This is a genomic window from Clostridium beijerinckii (assembly GCF_008705175.1).
In the GTDB taxonomy this organism is placed as follows: Bacteria; Bacillota; Clostridia; order Clostridiales; family Clostridiaceae; genus Clostridium; species Clostridium beijerinckii.
Genome location: NZ_CP043998.1, coordinates 4,294,377 through 4,311,604, shown reverse-complemented (window position 1 = coordinate 4,311,604; position 17,228 = coordinate 4,294,377). Strand labels below are relative to the sequence as shown.

The following is a 17,228-nucleotide window of genomic DNA, read 5'->3' as shown; positions in this document are numbered from 1 at the left end:
TTTCTCAATTGTTTCCACACATATATTATATATCAGATATAAATAAAAATATACTGGTATTTATATATCTTTTTATAAAAGGTATATATCTTTTTAAAAAAGGTATTGATTATTTTTGAAAGGACATATATAATCATAATTGAAAATGTTTTCTGCTCGAGACGAGAAACATAATATATATTAAGATGGGAGTTACTTATGAAAAAATTTTATGAATTTCCAGAAGGATTCTGGTGGGGGAGTGCCTCATCAGCAGAGCAATCAGAAGGCAAAGGTAATACTGATAAAGGAAAAACTATTTGGGATCATTGGTTTCAATTAGAAAAAAACAGATTCTATGATGAAGTTGGACCAGATATTACTTCAGATTTCTTCTATAGGTATGAAGATGATATCAAATTAATGAAGGAACTTGGACATAATTCATTTAGAATGTCTATTTCGTGGGCTCGATTATTTCCAAATGGAGATGGAGAAGTTAATGAAAAAGCAGTTGAATTTTATAATAATGTAATTAATTCATTTATAGCTAATGATGTAAAGCCTTTTATTAACTTATATCACTTTGATATGCCGTTAGTAATGCAGGAAAAGGGAGGATGGGAAAGTAAAGAGGTCGTTGAGGCATATGTGAACTATGCAGATAAGTGTTTTGAATTATTTGGAGACAGAGCTGAGCATTGGTTTACATTTAATGAACCTTTAGGACCAGTACTTGGAGGGTACTTACAAGATTTTCACTATCCAAACATAATAGATTTTAAGAGGGGTGCACAAGTAGCTTTTAATACAATTCTTGCACATGCAAAAGCCATTGAAAGATTTAAAAAACACAATCTAAAATCTAAAATTGGAGTAATATTAAATCTTAGTCCTACTTATCCAAGAAGTTCAAATAAGTATGATGTGGAGGCAGCAGAATATTGTGACTTATTTTATAATAGAAGCTTCTTAGATCCTTGTGTAAAAGGCGAATTTCCTAAGAAGTTAGTTGATACTCTTAAAAAATATAATCAAATTCCTATATATACAGATGATGAGCTAAAAATAATTAAAGAAAATACAGCTCAAATTTTAGGAATAAATTATTATGAACCAAGAAGAGCAAAGGCGAGAGAAAATGCTGTTAATCCTAATTCTCCATTTATGCCAGAATGGTTTTTTGATCCATATATAATGCCAGGAAGAAAGTTTAATAATTATAGAGGATGGGAAATATACGAGAAAGGAATACTAGATCTTTGTAATGATGTTAAAGAAAATTATGGAAATATAGAAGCTTTTATATCCGAAAATGGTATGGGTGTCACTGATGAAGAACGTTTTCTTGAAAATGGACAAATTAATGATGAATACAGAATTAATTTTATTAAGGGACATTTAAAATATGTTCATAAAGCAATTGAAGAGGGATGTAATATAAAAGGATATCATCTATGGACATTCATTGATTGTTGGTCATGGATGAATGCATATAAAAATAGGTATGGTTTAGTTAGTTTAGATTTAAAAACTCAAAAGAGAACAGTAAAGAAAAGTGGAGAGTTTTATAAACTGTTAGCTACAAATAATGGTTTTGAAGAATAAAAAAGGGGGAATATTGATGAACAAATTTTTTGAAAAACTAGGGAAAGCATCGCAAAAGTTAGGTGGAGAAATACACTTGAGATCACTTAGAGATGCATTTGCATCACTAATTCCATTCATTATTATTGCAGGCTTAATGATTTTCATTAACTATGTTGTTATTGAACCAACAGGATTTATGTCTAAAATAATTAATCCAGCAACATTAACTACTTGGCAAGATGTTGGAACATCTATTAATAATGGTACTTTAAATTTCTTAGCAGTATTGCTAGCGGGTGCATGTGCATATCATCTAGCAATAAATAGGAAATTTGAAAATCCAATAGCACCAGCGCTTCTAGCTATTTCAATATTTGTTGTTTTATTACCATTTGTGATTTCAACTACACCTGTAGGAGTTAAAGAGGCAGTTAAAGTTGCAGGAGTTATTTCTTATAGTTCCACTAATTCAGGTGGGATGTTCGTAGGTATTATAACGTCACTATTATCAACTGAATTATTTATGTGGTTATCTAAAAATGAAAAACTTAAGATTAATATAGGTGGAGAAGCAGTACCTCCAGCCGTTACAAAGTCTTTTAATAGTTTAATACCTATAATGATTACTATTCTAATTTTTGCTGTAGTGTCATTTGCAATAAAACAACTTTTTGGGACAGATATAAATTCACTGATCTTAAAAACAATACAACGACCATTGGTAGCTCTAGTTACTAGTTTACCAGGATTTATAATATTAATGCTGTTGTCTAATTTATTATTTGCAATAGGGATACATCCAGGAGGGGTAATTGCGCCAATTATGGATCCAGTATTATACACAGCTATGAATGAAAATATGACTGCTTTTGCTCAAGGTCAACCTATCCCTCACATAATTAGCATGTCATTTAAGGACACATTTGGAGTAATGGGTGGATCAGGTAATACTATTGCGTTATTAATTGCTATATTCTTATTCTCAAAGAGAAAGGATTATAGAGATATTGCTAAACTTTCCACAGCACCAGGTATATTTAATATTAATGAGCCAGTTATATTTGGTTTACCAATAGTATTTGATTTAACACTAATGATTCCATTTGTATTAGCTTCACCAATTTGCTTAACTGTTGCATACTTAGTGACTGAGGCAGGATGGATGTCACCAGTAGTAATTCAAACACCTTGGACGACTCCACCAATTTTATCAGGATTTCTAGCAACCGGTGGAGATTGGAGAGCTTCAGTATTTCAAATAATTATGATTGCACTTACAGTCTTACTATATATTCCTTTTTTAAAGGTTGCAGAGAAAAAACAGATTGAAGAATAAATAGAAAGAATATAAAAATAAAAGGGAGATGTTTTGTTATGAAAAAAATATTATTAGTATGTAATGCAGGAATGTCAACATCAATGCTTGTACAAAAGATGATTAGAGTGGCAAAAGAAAAGGGTATAGAAGTAACAATAGAAGCTATACCTTCGACAGATTTATCTAAGTGTTGGCAAAGTGCTGATGTAATTTTACTAGGACCTCAAATTGGATTTATGAAAGACAGTGTAAAAGAGACAGTAGAAAATAAGATATCAGTAGAAGTTATTAGTATGGTTGATTATGGCAGAATGAATGCTGACAAAGTTTTAACTTTCGCTATAGATTTAATGAAATAAGGTGGTTTAAAATGGAAGGAATGGAGTTAATAGCTTTCAATATTATTAGTAATGTTGGAACGGCAAAGAGTATGGGAATCCAGGCTTTAATTAAAGGAAGAGGCGGAAATGTAGAAGAGGCAGAAAAATTACTTGAAGATGCATCCGTGTTTATGAGAGAAGGACATAAGTCACATGCACAACTTATACAAGAAGAAGCAAAAGGAAATAAGCAAGAGTTTTCATTAATACTTATGCATGCTGAAGATCAATTAATGGCAGCAGAAATAATTTTATCTTTAGCTAAAGAGATGTTATATATGCAGAAAGAAATAAATGATTTAAAGAAAAAATAGTAAAAAGCCGAGGATTTATCCCGGCTTTTAATAAAATAAGCTTATAAAAAGTTTGGAACGAATAAGAAATAACAATTTTAAGTAAGCGCGCAATTAAAAAATATCATAGAAGATTTTATTTAATCAAATAGTTTTGTTAATATTTTAGGAGGTCAAGATGAATTATTATTTGGGAATTGATATAGGAGGTACCAACTTAAGAGCCGCTATTTTAGATAATGAATATAATTTAATAGATAAATTTAAAATAGATAATATCGTTGAAAAAGGTGCGGACTATAATGTAGATAATTTAATAAAAATAATTAGGGAAAAGTGGAATACATATAACATTCAGGCTATTGGTGTGGCATGTCCAGGTCCTTTAGATATAAGAAATGGAGTAATAATTAATCCGCCTAATTTAAAAGGATGGGAAGGATTTGAAATAAAAAAATACTTTGAAGAGCGTTTTAAATTACCTACAACTGTAAATAATGATGCAAATGTGGCTGGATATTGTGAAGCTAAGATAGGAACAGCTAAAAATGCTGAAAGTGCATATTATATTACTCTATCAACAGGAGTAGGTGGAGGATTTGTTTATAAAAATGAGATAATTAATGGTTTTAATAACATAGCTGGAGAAGTATGCAACATGATAATAAATGAAGATGAATATAGTCATGCGGGCTTAAACGCTGGGGGATTAGAAGGGCAGTGCAGTGGAGTAAGTATTTCTAGAATTGCTAGTAAGAAGTTAGGACAGGAACTCACGGCCAAAGATGTTTTTGACAGAGCTAAGGATGGAGAAGTAAATTGCAGAGAGGTTTTAAATGAGTGGTCTATAAATTTATCTAAAGCAATTGCTAATATAATAACTATTGTAGATCCAGAAGTTATAGTACTTGGCGGATCAGTTATATTAAACAATTCTAATTACTTAGAAAAATTAATTAATGAAGTTAAGCTAAGAGTATTTAACAATATTAATGTAAATATTAAATTGGCTAAAATAGGTGATGATGCAGGATTGCTTGGAGCGGGGATTCTAGCATCTTGTTTAAAATGATAGATATAATAAAAATAAATGCAGTATTGAAGATTAAAGAGAAGAAGTATATAAAAGAATCTACTAGGGATTAATGATATGTTCTCCTTAAGGTAGACAGTTAGATAAAAATTTTTATTATGGACAAGTTAAGAATTTTATATTAAGTGCAGGTGGTGGATTTTAAAGATTATGCTTCGCCTTCATCATAAAATCCACGACAACGAACTGCGCCCTATCTACTTGACAGGTAGCAGTTCATTGTCGTGGGTTATTTTAAGTGTCAAAAGATAAAATTAATAGTGGGAATGATAAGAGTATAAATTTAAATATTACAATTTATTTTAAGATGACATTGAATTAATGAAAATAAATGTGAAAATTAAGTTAGGGGATAAATGATTTTTAAAGAACCTTAGCCGAGTATTAGGTCTCCCATTAATATTCCTACAATTTGCTTTTGAGAATTTAGAACAGGTACAGATATTGCGATACAATAATTATTTGTATCTACAGAAATATAAGGCTCTGATTTGAAAAAATTTCCTTCAATTGCTTCTTTAAAGTATGGCCTATGAGAAAAGTTTACGTAAACTTCATTTTCAGTATAATCTAAAGTTATAGCTTTTCTTAAACCATCTTTTTGCATTAAAGCAAAAAGATCAAAATATGGATACTCAGCTATCTTTTCTTTTAGTATTTTTGTAGCACTATTATAGTCCATATCCCGTAAAATATCATTTTTAGATAAGTTTATGAGAATTTCTAATCCATTATTTATATACTGGTTTGTTTTATCATCTATAGTATAATCTTTTGCAAAGGAATCAATATGTCCTTTTAAATTGCTATTCATATCAGCTAAAGCGGATGCAGAAGTGGAAATATTGATTATAGAGTTTAATTGCTCTTCGGAAGCAGCAGCAACTTTTTTTGTAGAATCTGATATAGCAGTGGAAACAATTTCGATATCATCAATGAATCTACCTATTTTATCTATCTTGTTTCCTTGAATATCAATTATTTTATTTATATTTTTTACTGAAATTAGCGTAGCTTCATTTTTATCTTTAATAGTTTTCAATTTATCTTTTGTTATACTTGAAAATTCAATATTATCATTTATTACTTTTACCTCAGTAGCCATTGATTCGGATATATCTTTTATTATGTTATTTATGTCACTTATTATATTTTTTATATCCTTTGATTGTTCAGAGGATATTTTAGCAAGTTTTTGTATTTCGGTTGCCACAACTGCAAATCCTTTTCCTTGTTCTCCTGCTCGTGCTGCTTCAATGGATGCGTTTAGCGCTAACAAAGTTGTATTTTCACTAATACTGTTTACTGCATCTGAAATACTTTGAATTGTATACACTTTGTCGTATAGTAATTTAGTTTTATGTGCTAAATTTTCATTAGAAAGTGCAGAATTATTAAGTTTTTGTATTAGTTGATCATAAATTTCATTTGTTTTATTTATTTCAAGTGTCATGTAATAAGACATATCTTCAATTGAACTTCCGTTATTTATTATAGATTTATTTTCTTCAACGATTTCTGCGATAAAATTCTTGGCTTGTACTATATCATTGGTTTGATTTTCAACAACAGTAGATATTTGATTTATTACCGTTGTCGTATTATTGGCAGCGAATTCAACCTCTTTTGAATATTTTCCTAAATCTTTGCAATAATCTATTAACTTATCATTAAGTGTTGCGGTTTCATTTATAAATTTTCTTATATATAAGATAAATGTATTTATATTTAAAGAAAACTTTTTAAAAATCCCCATTCTGTTTAAAGTTAATGTTTTTGTTAAATCACCTTTAGATATCTTTTCTAAATGATTACTTATTGTATATAATTTTTGAGTATTTGATTTAAAAATTATTGCGACTAGTATTAAGGTTATTAATACTGATGTAATTATAGTAACTATAAACATACTAATGCCCCCTTATGTAATAATATCCGACTAAAACTATATGTTTAATATATATTATAATAAATATTGGAAATTGTAAACATATTTTTCTTAAATCATTTTACTTTAAATAAAGTGAGGAAATAGTATATAGTAAATTTTGTGTCAAAATATCGAACGATTAAAGCGTGTATTAGAATTACATTGAAAAATTATATATATAAATTGATGAAATGATTAAGAGTAAATTAAAATTGCCCTCCATTTTGCACGAAATCGGAGGCAGTTCAACTAAAAAATTAGAAATGCAAATTAATATACATTTCTAACTTTTATATTACTATTTAATATTGATTCTTTTTCTTTTTCCTAAATAAAATAGCCTGATCCCAAATGACATCATAAGGTGCTGGACCAACTAATGTTTCTTGATTTAAATATAGTCTAAAGGCTATAAATGCTTCTTGATAGTTATTAACTCCGTAGCATGCCCCTTTTGGATTTCCTGTACTATAAGGGATAATAGCTACACAATCGCCACAACCTTTTCTGGCCATTTTATACACATAATAATTATTTGATACTTCGCAATCTTTAGGAAAAAATTCATTTGCTGATCCTTCACAATCAGGCGAGTAAATAACACTAACACCGTTAAGTTTTTTAGCACCATAGAAACTAGAATTATAGTAAACTGCTTTTCCAGTTTGGGTGTGATTAACTCCGTAGGTGATTACAAAATCATCATCAGATGTTAATTCGAAATTGTTTGTTCGGAGGTACAAGGCATCTCTACTTTCGCCTAGTACATTCACATCCATTAGAATTCCTTCAAAGCTTTCCATAACCCAAATATTAGTTTTAAGATCTATAGCTTCATAGTCATTACTATAATATTTTTCAAGAATCTTATACCTTAAATAATTTAAATCATCTCTAGCATGTGGTAGTAGATTAAATTCTGTTTCGCATGTTTCACGGATTTTAAGTGTAGGTACTGGCCAAGGATAGTTGTTTTTAATTGGCTTTTTAGGTGTAATTCGAAGTACATGCCAGTATTTGTCCAAATTATCTAAATACTCTTGTCCAATGTCTCTATTTTCCCATATTGATGCTCTCATGAGTATTGCAAAGGTATCCTTACCTCTTTCAAGTCCTAAGTTGACAAGACCCTCTGGTATATTATCATTATTCATGATATCGGAACTAAATCCAGAATTAATTAAAGCCTTCCGCACTTGGTGGTTAATATATTGGTCAGCAGTTGTAATAATAATTGTAGAACTATCATAGGGATATCCTAGTGTTCCATCAGGTGTATTTTCAGTGTTAATATTATAGTTATTAATAGTATCACCTAGGCTGCCAAATATTATATGGTATTTTCCGGTTTGATTATTACCTACAGTAGTATTATCACTATAATCTTTTCCTATTTTGTTTTTGGCAAAGAAAAGAAAACTTCTGAAACTGTAGTAATATGCTTTAGGTGGTGTTTTTCCGATTAAAACAATAGCCTCATCAGGACGTAATTTGTAGGAAACTCCTTCTTCTATAAATTCTATAGAAGACTCTTGATTAGGCGAAGGTGGGACTAGAGCAAGAGCATATGGAGCACCTGCATTATTTCCCAAAGCAGTATTGACTAAACCTTCGCTGCAATATTTTAAAATATCTACATATTTTAATTCTCCTTCTTGAACTATACAACCTTGATGCTCTAATGAATTAATGAATTCCTTAACTTTTTTTTCATTGTTCTTATCACAATTACAATAATTATAATCTTTATGCATTTTGCTACTCCCTTTTTTCTTTGATTCTTTTCATTTGTTATTTATTATTATATGCTGAATGTTTAAAGTGGGTGCCATAACAGACAGGATTGTAACTGACCAAATAAAATTAGATACAATGCCAGTGCAGAAATAAAAAAAGTTATGAAATGCAAGGATATAAGTAATGGCCAATTCAAATTGAAATGCGATTATTGTAGTGAAATAAAGAAAAGTTAATTTTATAAACAAAGGCATTAATATGTAATATATTGAGGATCAAAATGAGATTAAATTCAGTGTTGGATTTTAAAGGTAGCATTTCGCCTCCATCATGAAACCAATGGAAACTACAATTTGGATTTTCGTTAGTTTATTTTTGTATTTTGAAGATGTTCAGTTAAAAATTATGAGCTTTAGAATACGTTTAAACTATTTTTTGGAAATTTAAATATTTGGACAGCTAACCAATATATTTAAATTATTGATTTTTTAATATCTATATGATAACATGACATATATATTAAAAAAATGACAATTATTAATGAAATATAGTAATTGAGAGCTATGAAGAATTCTTTTTATGTGGATATTTTAAGAATTTCGAGCTATCTGTGCAGTCGACCAATTTAAACTAATAAGTTCTTTTTTGATTAGTTTAAATTGGCCTTTATTATTTATAAAAATTATATAAAGAACAATATTTTTAGGGGTGGAGTATGAGTAAATTTGGGAAGAAAATATTAGGAATGATGTTGGTTATTTTATCATCTATAGCTATAATATTAGTTTCAGTAAATCTGATTATGTTTGAAAAATTTAAAAAGGAACTTAGGCAAACAGTTACTCAATGTATTTCAGATTTAACTGTTTCTATTGATAGAGACAAGCTTGAAAAGCTTATAAAAGAGCAATCGGATGACAGTGTAGAATATCAAGATGTATTGAAATCAATGAGTTTGGCTAAATCAAAAAGTGTTGCAAGGAATTTTTATACACTTGAAAGAGTTCAAGGGACACAAGCTAAGTTTTTAGTAGATGTTTCAGTTGATGCATCTGAATTTTTAGAAGACTATACTATGGATAGCGTGATGAAAGAAGCTTTTAATGATAAAGTTATAGTAACAAATGAATCGTTTACAGATGAGTATGGTACTTTTATTTCTGCTTATGCACCAATTAAAAATTCAGAAGGAAAGATTATAGCTATTGCTGGTGTAGATGTAGACTCAAGCATGTTTGAAGGTATGAGAAGTGCATTGCTAAATGCAACAATTCTAACAATAGTTATTGTGAGTATTTTAGCTTTTGTTATGATTTATTTATACTCTAAGAAATTAAGTAATAATATTGTAAAAATACAAAGTGTCTTAGGTAAAATGAGTGATGGTGATTTAACTAGTAATATAAATATAAGAACAAAGGATGAGATTGAGGATATAGCTATATCAATAGATAAGGTTCAGAATTCTTTAAAAGCTCTGATAAACGATGTAGCAATTGTATCTAAAGATATGAATACTGTTAATGATACAGTAAATGATAAAGTGAAGCATCTAAATAATGATGTTGAAGAAGTTTCAGCAATTACAGAAGAAATTTCAGCGAGTATAGAAGAGAGTGCAGTATCTGCAGAAGAGATGTCAAGAACTTCAAAGGAAATAGGAATTATAGTTAATTCTATAGCTGAAAAATCACAATACATTGAAGAGAAATCAAATCAAGTAAGTGAAAAAGCTAAAAATATTATGGGAACTTCAAAAAATAATCAAAAGGAAACTGAAAAAGTGTTTAAAGAAACAGGTATTAAATTGAAGCAATCCGTTGAAAAAGCTAAAGCTGTGGAGAAAATAAATGTATTATCGGAATCTATACTTCAAATAACTTCACAAATTAACTTACTTGCACTTAATGCAGCAATAGAGGCAGCAAGAGCTGGAGAAGCTGGCAAAGGATTTAGCGTAGTAGCAGAAGAAATAAGAAGGCTGGCAGAACAATCTAATGAAACTATAAATAAGATGCAAAATACAACGTCAATTATATTATCTTCGGTTGAAGATTTAACTAATAATTCTAATAATATGCTTAGTTTCATGGAAAACAGAATATTAAAAGATTACGAAACTTTAGTTAATGCAAGTCATGAATATAATAATGATGCGTTATATTATAAAGAATTTTCCTCTGAGTTAGGTATAACTTCGAAAGAACTTTTATTATCTGTAGAAAATATACTAGAAACCATAGAAAATGTAGCAGATGCATCTAATGAAGGTGCAAGGGGAGTTTCAGATATAGCAAATAAAGTCGGAAATATAACTACTCAATCTAATGATGTATTGGAAGAGGCATTAAAATCTAAAACAAGTTCGGAAAAACTAAAACAAGAGGTATTTAAATTTAAAATTTAAAAAATATGACAACACCCACAAAAATCTGAAATTAGGATTTTCATGGGTGTTTTATTTTATAACATAGTTTTGCTATTACACTGTTGTGCAAGTTATCACTTTCAGCAAAATTTTCATAGTCCTGCGAAATAAGAATGTTTCTACTTTCGGTGGATTATCGTATAAATCTAAATTCAATATTATCTACTGCATTCAGAAGCTTCACCTGTTAGAATATCAATTCCATGAGGAAGGGCTGGCAGTATAACTTCTAGATTTTCTACAGCGCCTTTTGGACTTCCAGGTAAATTTACTATTAAGGTACTTTTCCTAATTCCGCTAACAGCTCTTGAAAGCATAGCTTTAGGAGTTATTTTTAGTGAAGCACTTCTCATTGCTTCAGGGATACCAGGCACTAATTTTTCGATAACACTTGTTGTGGCTTCTGGAGTAACATCTCTCTTTGAAAAACCTGTTCCACCATTTGTTAAGATCATATTAATACCTAAGGAATCGCAAAGATATATTAGTTCTTCTTTTATCATTTCAACTTCATCAGGGATTATTTTATAATAATCTACAGAAAACTTATCACTTGGTAGAATATCTTTTATAGCTGGACCAGTTAGATCTTCTCGTTGATTGTTGTAGCCTTTATCACTTATAGTTAATATAGCTGTACTTATCATTTTATATTTACCTCCTGCGGGAAAATTTATATTAATAAACATTTGAATTTAAATATTATACTATAGTTTAGTTATAGATTAAATTAATAATATCAATTATAAGCTCATTGAAGAAAAAATGAAAGACTTAAAATAAACGATGATTAGTTAGAAATATGTCGAAATAAAGCTTTAAATAAAAAATTCAATCAACATTCAGAGTTGACTAAAATATTATGACAAGGTAAAATTTATAGAACTGGATTTTGTTAATAAAATAGGAGATTTAAATAGAAAATGAGTGCTATAAATCTTGAATTGCAAGAACAAATTAAAAAAGTTACAGTTAAAATTATAAAGCATTATAGAGGTAGAGGGCCAGAATATGTTAAAGTGAAGGTTGATTCCCTTGACACAATAACTTTAGAGATAAAAGGGATACTTTCAAATCTTAGTGAAATTTTGGTTAATGAAGGTGCTGTCAATATGGTAGCAGATTATTGGAAGATAATGAAGCCCCATCTTGAAAAAAATTTCCTTCAGGAAGTGAAAGATATATTAAAAAAAGACTTTACTTATAGCTGGAAAATTTGTAATATAGAAAACGATAATAGAACAGTTGTTATAACAATAAAATTAATAGATTAAAATTAGAAAAGTTAATAAATTAAGGTTGGATTGAAAAGAAAAATATTAGGCACTAGAAAGAAAATATGCTAGTATACTTACTTGTTATTTTTTGATAGTGCCGAGTTTATGTTTTAGCTTTTAAATAAACCAGTACTAAGGACCGTTGAAACAAACAGTCTTTGTACTGGTTTTTTGTTTTTTTTAGATAATATTTGATTTAGTGATTGAATAATTAAGGCATATGATGATTTATTATTTTTTGATTATGCCTAAAAAGGAGTGTATTAGAATATGGAAAAGAAAGTGTTAACGGTGTGTCCTTATTGTGGAAGTGGGTGCAATTTATATCTTGTAGTTAATGATGGAAAGATTGTAAGAGCGGAACCTGCAAATGGTGATAATAATGAAGGAAAATTATGTTTAAAAGGATATTATGGCTGGGATTTCTTAAATGATCCTCAAATATTAACTTCTAGAATTAAAAAACCTATGATAAGAAAAAATGGGGAATTAGAAGAAGTTTCATGGGATGAAGCTATTAAATTTACAGCAGAAAACCTTATGAAGATAAAAGCAAAATATGGACCTGATGCAATTATGGGAACGGGTTCAGCTAGAGGTCCAGGAAATGAACCAAACTATGTAATGCAAAAATTTATGAGAGCAGTTATTGGAACTAACAATATAGATCATTGTGCTAGAGTATGCCATGGACCATCTGTTGCAGGACTTACTTATTCACTAGGTGATGGCGCAATGTCAAATTCTATTCCAGAAATTGAAGATTCGGATGTTTTATTTATATTTGGATATAATCCTGCAGAAACTCATCCTATAGTAGCAAGAAGAATAGTTAAGGCTAAAGAAAAGGGTGCAAAAGTAATTGTGACAGATCCTAGAAAAACAGATGTTGTAAGATTGTCTGATTTATGGCTTCAACTAAAGGGTGGAACTAATATGGCTCTAGTTAATGCCTTTGGAAATGTGTTAATAAATGAAGATTTATATGATCATGATTATGTAGTAAAATATACTGAGGATTTTGAAAAGTATAAAGCAGAAGTAGAAAAATATACCCCAGAGTATGCTGAAAAAATAACAGGAGTAAAAGCTGACTATATAAGAAAAGCAATGAGAACATATGCAAAGGGTAAAAATGCCACAATATTATATGGTATGGGTGTTTGTCAATTCTCACAAGCTGTTGATGTAGTAAGGGGTCTCGCATCGATTGCTCTTTTAACAGGAAACTTTGCAAGACCGAGCGTAGGAATTGGACCAGTTCGTGGACAAAATAATGTACAAGGAACTTGTGACATGGGGACAATCCCTAATAATTATCCAGGATATCAACTTGTAACAGATAAGAAAGTACAAGAAAAATTTGAAAAGGCTTGGGGCGTTAAACTTTCAGATAAAAATGGATATTTCTTAACTCAAGTGCCTGAATTAGTTCTTAAGGAAGATAAAATAAAAGCCTACTATATATTTGGAGAAGATCCAGTTCAAAGTGATCCAAATGCAGCAGAGCTTAGGGAAGCTTTAGATAAAATTGAATTTATAGTGGTGCAAGATATATTTATGAATAAAACAGCCCTTCATGCTGATGTTATTTTACCTTCAACTTCTTGGGGAGAACATGATGGAGTTTATAGTTCAGCAGATAGAGGCTTCCAAAGGATAAGAAAAGCAGTGGAACCTTTAGGGGATGTAAAAACTGATTGGGAAATAATAAGTGCAGTAGCAACAGCTATGGGTTACCCAATGAATTATAAAAATACAGAAGAAATATGGGATGAAATGAGAAGCCTATGTCCTAAGTTTGCAGGAGCAAGCTACAAAAAGATTGAAGAACAAGGAATTGTTAGATGGCCTTGTCCTACAAAAGATCACAAGGGAACTTCTTATTTATATGAAGGAAATAAGTTTACGACTCCTAGCGGTAAAGGAAGATTATTTGCTTGTGAATGGAGACCACCAGTTGAATTAACAGATGAAGAATATCCTTTAAGTTTATCAACAGTAAGAGAAGTTGGACATTATTCAGTAAGAACAATGACAGGAAATTGTCGTGCCCTTCAAAAGCTTGCAGATGAACCAGGCTTTATACAAATGAGTATTGAAGATGCAGAGGAGTTAAATATAAAAGATCAAGAACTTGTAAGAATAACATCTAGAAGAGGAAGTGTATTATCAAGAGCACTTATTACTGAAAGAGTTAAAAAGGGTTCTACTTTTATGACATATCAATGGTGGATTGGTGCATGTAATGAGTTAACTAATGATAGTCTTGATCCTATTTCAAAAACTCCTGAATTTAAATATTGTGCAATTAAGGTTGAAAGAATCGAAGATCAAAAATCAGCTGAGGAATATATAATAACTGAATATGAAAACATAAGAAAGAAAATGAGAATAACATCTGAAAAATAGTATATATGTTGCAATTCACAATTACAGCTAAAATTCTTTTAATATTTTTAAAATTATGCTGAAGAATTATTTTTGCAATATATATATTAGGAATTTAAAAGAAAATGATAAGGCACAAGCAAAAAAATAGATAAGTATGCTTGTATATTTTACTTCATATGATGAGATATGTTTACCAAATAGGGCCAATCAGGTGAACATTATAGGGAGGAAACAGCAATGATTAGTGTAGAAGAAGCTTTAAGAATAATTTCGGAAGAATCTAAGGCCTTAGAATGTGAAGAGAAGGATATTTTATCTTGTTTAAATAAGGCATTAGCAGAAGATATATATTCTAGAGATAATCTTCCACCATTTGATAAATCAGCAATGGATGGATATGCCATAAAAAGTGAGGATACTGATTTATATGAAGATGGAGTTTCAATAGAGCTTGAGATAGTTGATCTTATAAAAGCTGGAGAGTTTAGTGATAAAGAATTAAAAAACGGGCAAGCAATGAAGATAATGACAGGAGCACCAGTGCCTAAAGGTGCAAATGCAGTAATACAAATTGAAAAAGTAGAGGTTCGTGAGGATATTCTTTATATTTCTGAGAAAGTTAAAAATGGATGCAATGTAATAAAGCTTGGTGAAGAAATTAAAGTAGGAGATATTGCTTTAAGAAAAGGAACGCTGATTAGGCCAACTGAAATTGGAGTTTTGGCTTCCTTAGGTTATAGCAAAATTAAGGTTCATAGAAATCCAGTAGTAGCAATACTTACAACAGGAGATGAACTTGTAGACATAAATGAAACTCCTAAGTTTGGACAAATAAGAAATAGCAATGAATATTCGCTAAAAGCATTAATTCAGAATTTAGGCTTAGAAGCTTTATCCCTAGGAATTGTAGAAGATAAAAAGGATACTTTAAAAAGTAAAATTAAAGAAGCATTAGAAAAATCAGATGTAGTTATAACTTCAGGTGGTGCGTCAGTTGGAGATTTTGATTTTGTAGAACAAGTATTAAAGGAAATAAATGCTGATATAAAATTTCAATCTGTAGCTATAAAACCAGGAAAGCCAATAAGTTTTGCAGTTATTGATAAAAAACTATTTTTTAGCTTACCAGGCAATCCATTATCTGCAATAACTACCTTTGAAGAATTCGTAAAGCCAGCTTGTGAAAAAATGCTTGGTAAAAATATGGAGAGTGATGATACTCTCCAAGTTATACTAGCTGAAGACTTTAAAGAAAAAGAAGGCAGAAGTAAATACATATATGTAAATATAAAAGCTGAGAACGGAAAGTTATATGCATATAAGGTTGGATCTCAAAGTTCTAACCAGTTAATTACTATGAGTAAGGCAAATGGAATAATAATAATGCCAGCAGGAATTGGATATAAAAAGGCAGGAGAAGTTTTAAGTGGAAAATTCATCTTTAAATAAATCAAGTGAACTTAAAGTAATATCTATAGTTGCAACTAAATCTGGAACAGGGAAGACAACGCTCATAGAAGCATTGATACCTATATTAAAAGAAAAAAACTATAACATAGGAGTCCTAAAACATGATGCTCATAAATTTGAAATTGATAAAGAGGGAAAAGACAGTTATAGGTTTGTAAAAGCTGGAGCAGACAAAATGGTTATTTCATCAAAAGAAAAAATAGCTATGATAGAAAAGCTAAAGGAAGAAAAAGATCTTGAAGAAATACTAGAACTATTTGTAGGTATGGATTTGGTAATCATAGAGGGATATAAAAATAATGGATACCCTAAAATAGAAGTTCATAGAAAAGAAGTTGATTCAAAGCTTCTATGTGAAAATGAAAGTTCGGATAGAACGAAATTTTTAGCGGTAGCTACTGACGAAAAGCTAAATCTAGACATAGAACAATTAGATATCAATGATGTGAATAAGATAGCTGAATTTATTGAGGACAAAGTTATTTTTAAAGTGCGCGAAGGAGAAATAAATAATGGAAAAAACATTAGAATGTAAAGTTTTTAAAATAGAAGACGGCATTTGTAAAGCAGATGTAGATGAACTTCTAGTTAGAGAATACCCACTAACAATTTTTCTTAATGGAAAAAAATTAGCTACACTTTTATGTAGCCCAGAAAACTTAAAAGCATTGTCAGTTGGCTTTTTAAGAACAGAAGGTTTAATAAATACTAGTGAAGATATAATATCTTTTAATTTAAATGAAGAAAAAGGAATTGCAGAGGTTGAGACTAAGAATAAAGATGCTGCTCGCGAAAGCTTTTTCTCTAAGAAAATTGATTTGGAAAGTATAAAGGATCAATCAATTGATGGAATTGATAATTTCTTAGATTCCTTAAACTGCAAGCCTGTTGAAAGTGATGCTAAAATGCATACTGAAAATATATTCGAATTTATGAGAACAAATTTAGATTATTCGGATGTTTTTAAGAACACAGGAGGAGTTCACTGCGTTGCATTATGTGATAGCAATGAAATGCTTGTAGTGTATGAAGATGTAGCTAGACATAATGCCTTGGACAAGGTTATTGGAGAATCACTTATGAAAGGCATATTCCTTAAGGATAAAGCAGTTATACTTAGCGGAAGAGTCTCTCTTGAAATGATATTAAAGGCGGCCAAGCTAGAAATACCAATAATTATATCTAAATCAGCACCTACAAGTCTTTCTGTGGCCCTTGCAAAAAGATTAAATATTACCTTAGTTGGATTTGTAAGAGGCAATAAAATGAATATATATGCTAATGGATATAGAATTGTAGATACTAATAAAAAATCAGAATTCTAGTATTTTGTTTTTTA

The 17,228-nt window shown here is 29.9% G+C and carries 14 protein-coding genes and 1 riboswitch; of the genes, 11 read left to right on the top strand and 3 right to left on the bottom strand.

The window, feature by feature from the left end:
* Positions 1-198 precede the first annotated feature (198 nt).
* The 5 genes from F3K33_RS19465 to F3K33_RS19445 all read left to right on the top strand — a co-directional run bounded on the left by F3K33_RS19465 (position 199) and on the right by F3K33_RS19445 (position 4,632).
* Positions 199-1,587: a 6-phospho-beta-glucosidase GmuD gene (locus F3K33_RS19465; RefSeq protein ID WP_023975630.1), complete on the top strand. Its 1,389-nt coding sequence runs from the start codon at positions 199-201 to the stop codon at positions 1,585-1,587.
* Positions 1,588-1,603: 16 nt separating this feature from the next.
* Positions 1,604-2,905 (top strand): PTS sugar transporter subunit IIC, encoded by a 1,302-nt coding sequence (locus F3K33_RS19460; RefSeq protein WP_023975629.1) that lies wholly within the window; start codon positions 1,604-1,606, stop codon positions 2,903-2,905.
* 38 nt (positions 2,906-2,943) lie between these two features.
* Positions 2,944-3,246 carry a PTS sugar transporter subunit IIB gene (locus F3K33_RS19455; RefSeq protein ID WP_009172401.1) on the top strand — a complete coding sequence of 101 codons (303 nt, stop codon included), beginning with the start codon at positions 2,944-2,946 and terminating at the stop codon, positions 3,244-3,246.
* Positions 3,247-3,257: 11 nt separating this feature from the next.
* Positions 3,258-3,581, top strand: a complete 324-nt coding sequence (locus tag F3K33_RS19450; protein ID WP_023975627.1) for a PTS sugar transporter subunit IIA — start codon at positions 3,258-3,260, stop codon at positions 3,579-3,581.
* Between the two features lie 157 nt (positions 3,582-3,738).
* A complete protein-coding gene (locus F3K33_RS19445) occupies positions 3,739-4,632 on the top strand; it encodes an ROK family protein (protein ID WP_023975626.1) in 894 nt (297 codons plus the stop codon).
* A 394-nt stretch (positions 4,633-5,026) separates the two neighbouring features.
* On the opposite strand, the gene F3K33_RS19440 is transcribed toward F3K33_RS19445, so the two are convergent.
* Positions 5,027-6,562, bottom strand: a complete 1,536-nt coding sequence (locus F3K33_RS19440) for a methyl-accepting chemotaxis protein (RefSeq protein ID WP_051144948.1) — start codon at positions 6,560-6,562, stop codon at positions 5,027-5,029.
* 323 nt (positions 6,563-6,885) lie between these two features.
* The gene (locus F3K33_RS26875) at positions 6,886-8,337 is read right to left on the bottom strand and encodes a hypothetical protein (RefSeq protein ID WP_051144950.1); all 1,452 of its coding nucleotides are present in this window, start codon (positions 8,335-8,337) and stop codon (positions 6,886-6,888) included.
* A 530-nt stretch (positions 8,338-8,867) separates the two neighbouring features.
* Positions 8,868-8,951: riboswitch (cyclic di-GMP riboswitch) on the top strand.
* 84 nt (positions 8,952-9,035) lie between these two features.
* On the opposite strand from F3K33_RS26875, the gene F3K33_RS19430 reads away from it, so the two are divergent.
* Positions 9,036-10,727: a methyl-accepting chemotaxis protein gene (locus F3K33_RS19430; RefSeq protein ID WP_039773737.1), complete on the top strand. Its 1,692-nt coding sequence runs from the start codon at positions 9,036-9,038 to the stop codon at positions 10,725-10,727.
* A 179-nt stretch (positions 10,728-10,906) separates the two neighbouring features.
* On the opposite strand, the gene F3K33_RS19425 is transcribed toward F3K33_RS19430, so the two are convergent.
* Entirely contained in the window at positions 10,907-11,395 is a 489-nt protein-coding gene (locus F3K33_RS19425; protein WP_012059968.1) for a MogA/MoaB family molybdenum cofactor biosynthesis protein, read from the bottom strand.
* Between the two features lie 276 nt (positions 11,396-11,671).
* Here F3K33_RS19425 and F3K33_RS19420 point away from each other — a divergent pair, with 276 nt between their 5' ends.
* From F3K33_RS19420 to fdhD, 5 genes are all read left to right on the top strand, one after another.
* On the top strand, positions 11,672-12,022 hold the full coding sequence (locus F3K33_RS19420) for a Na-translocating system protein MpsC family protein (RefSeq protein ID WP_023975240.1): 351 nt from the start codon (positions 11,672-11,674) through the stop codon (positions 12,020-12,022).
* A gap of 273 nt (positions 12,023-12,295) precedes the next feature.
* A complete protein-coding gene (fdhF, locus tag F3K33_RS19415) occupies positions 12,296-14,437 on the top strand; it encodes a formate dehydrogenase subunit alpha (protein WP_039773738.1) in 2,142 nt (713 codons plus the stop codon).
* 219 nt (positions 14,438-14,656) lie between these two features.
* Entirely contained in the window at positions 14,657-15,868 is a 1,212-nt protein-coding gene (locus tag F3K33_RS19410) for a molybdopterin molybdotransferase MoeA (RefSeq protein ID WP_039773739.1), read from the top strand.
* Positions 15,846-16,424: a molybdopterin-guanine dinucleotide biosynthesis protein B gene (mobB, locus tag F3K33_RS19405; RefSeq protein WP_023975237.1), complete on the top strand. Its 579-nt coding sequence runs from the start codon at positions 15,846-15,848 to the stop codon at positions 16,422-16,424. Before F3K33_RS19410 ends, mobB begins: the two co-directional genes overlap by 23 nt.
* Entirely contained in the window at positions 16,402-17,214 is an 813-nt protein-coding gene (fdhD, locus tag F3K33_RS19400) for a formate dehydrogenase accessory sulfurtransferase FdhD (protein WP_039773740.1), read from the top strand. Before mobB ends, fdhD begins: the two co-directional genes overlap by 23 nt.
* Positions 17,215-17,228 lie beyond the last annotated feature (14 nt).

Excerpts from the sequence above, each read along its gene's own strand:
- fdhD (WP_039773740.1), top strand. The coding sequence starts at position 16,402 with ATGGAAAAAACATTAGAATGTAAAGTTTTTAAAATAGAAGACGGCATT.
- F3K33_RS19420 (WP_023975240.1), top strand. The coding sequence starts at position 11,672 with ATGAGTGCTATAAATCTTGAATTGCAAGAACAAATTAAAAAAGTTACA.
- F3K33_RS19460 (WP_023975629.1), top strand. The coding sequence starts at position 1,604 with ATGAACAAATTTTTTGAAAAACTAGGGAAAGCATCGCAAAAGTTAGGT.
- F3K33_RS26875 (WP_051144950.1), bottom strand. The coding sequence starts at position 8,337 with ATGCATAAAGATTATAATTATTGTAATTGTGATAAGAACAATGAAAAA.
- fdhF (WP_039773738.1), top strand. The coding sequence starts at position 12,296 with ATGGAAAAGAAAGTGTTAACGGTGTGTCCTTATTGTGGAAGTGGGTGC.
- F3K33_RS19445 (WP_023975626.1), top strand. The coding sequence starts at position 3,739 with ATGAATTATTATTTGGGAATTGATATAGGAGGTACCAACTTAAGAGCC.
- F3K33_RS19425 (WP_012059968.1), bottom strand. The coding sequence starts at position 11,395 with ATGATAAGTACAGCTATATTAACTATAAGTGATAAAGGCTACAACAAT.
- F3K33_RS19465 (WP_023975630.1), top strand. The coding sequence starts at position 199 with ATGAAAAAATTTTATGAATTTCCAGAAGGATTCTGGTGGGGGAGTGCC.
- F3K33_RS19440 (WP_051144948.1), bottom strand. The coding sequence starts at position 6,562 with ATGTTTATAGTTACTATAATTACATCAGTATTAATAACCTTAATACTA.
- F3K33_RS19455 (WP_009172401.1), top strand. The coding sequence starts at position 2,944 with ATGAAAAAAATATTATTAGTATGTAATGCAGGAATGTCAACATCAATG.
- F3K33_RS19450 (WP_023975627.1), top strand. The coding sequence starts at position 3,258 with ATGGAAGGAATGGAGTTAATAGCTTTCAATATTATTAGTAATGTTGGA.
- F3K33_RS19430 (WP_039773737.1), top strand. The coding sequence starts at position 9,036 with ATGAGTAAATTTGGGAAGAAAATATTAGGAATGATGTTGGTTATTTTA.
- F3K33_RS19410 (WP_039773739.1), top strand. The coding sequence starts at position 14,657 with ATGATTAGTGTAGAAGAAGCTTTAAGAATAATTTCGGAAGAATCTAAG.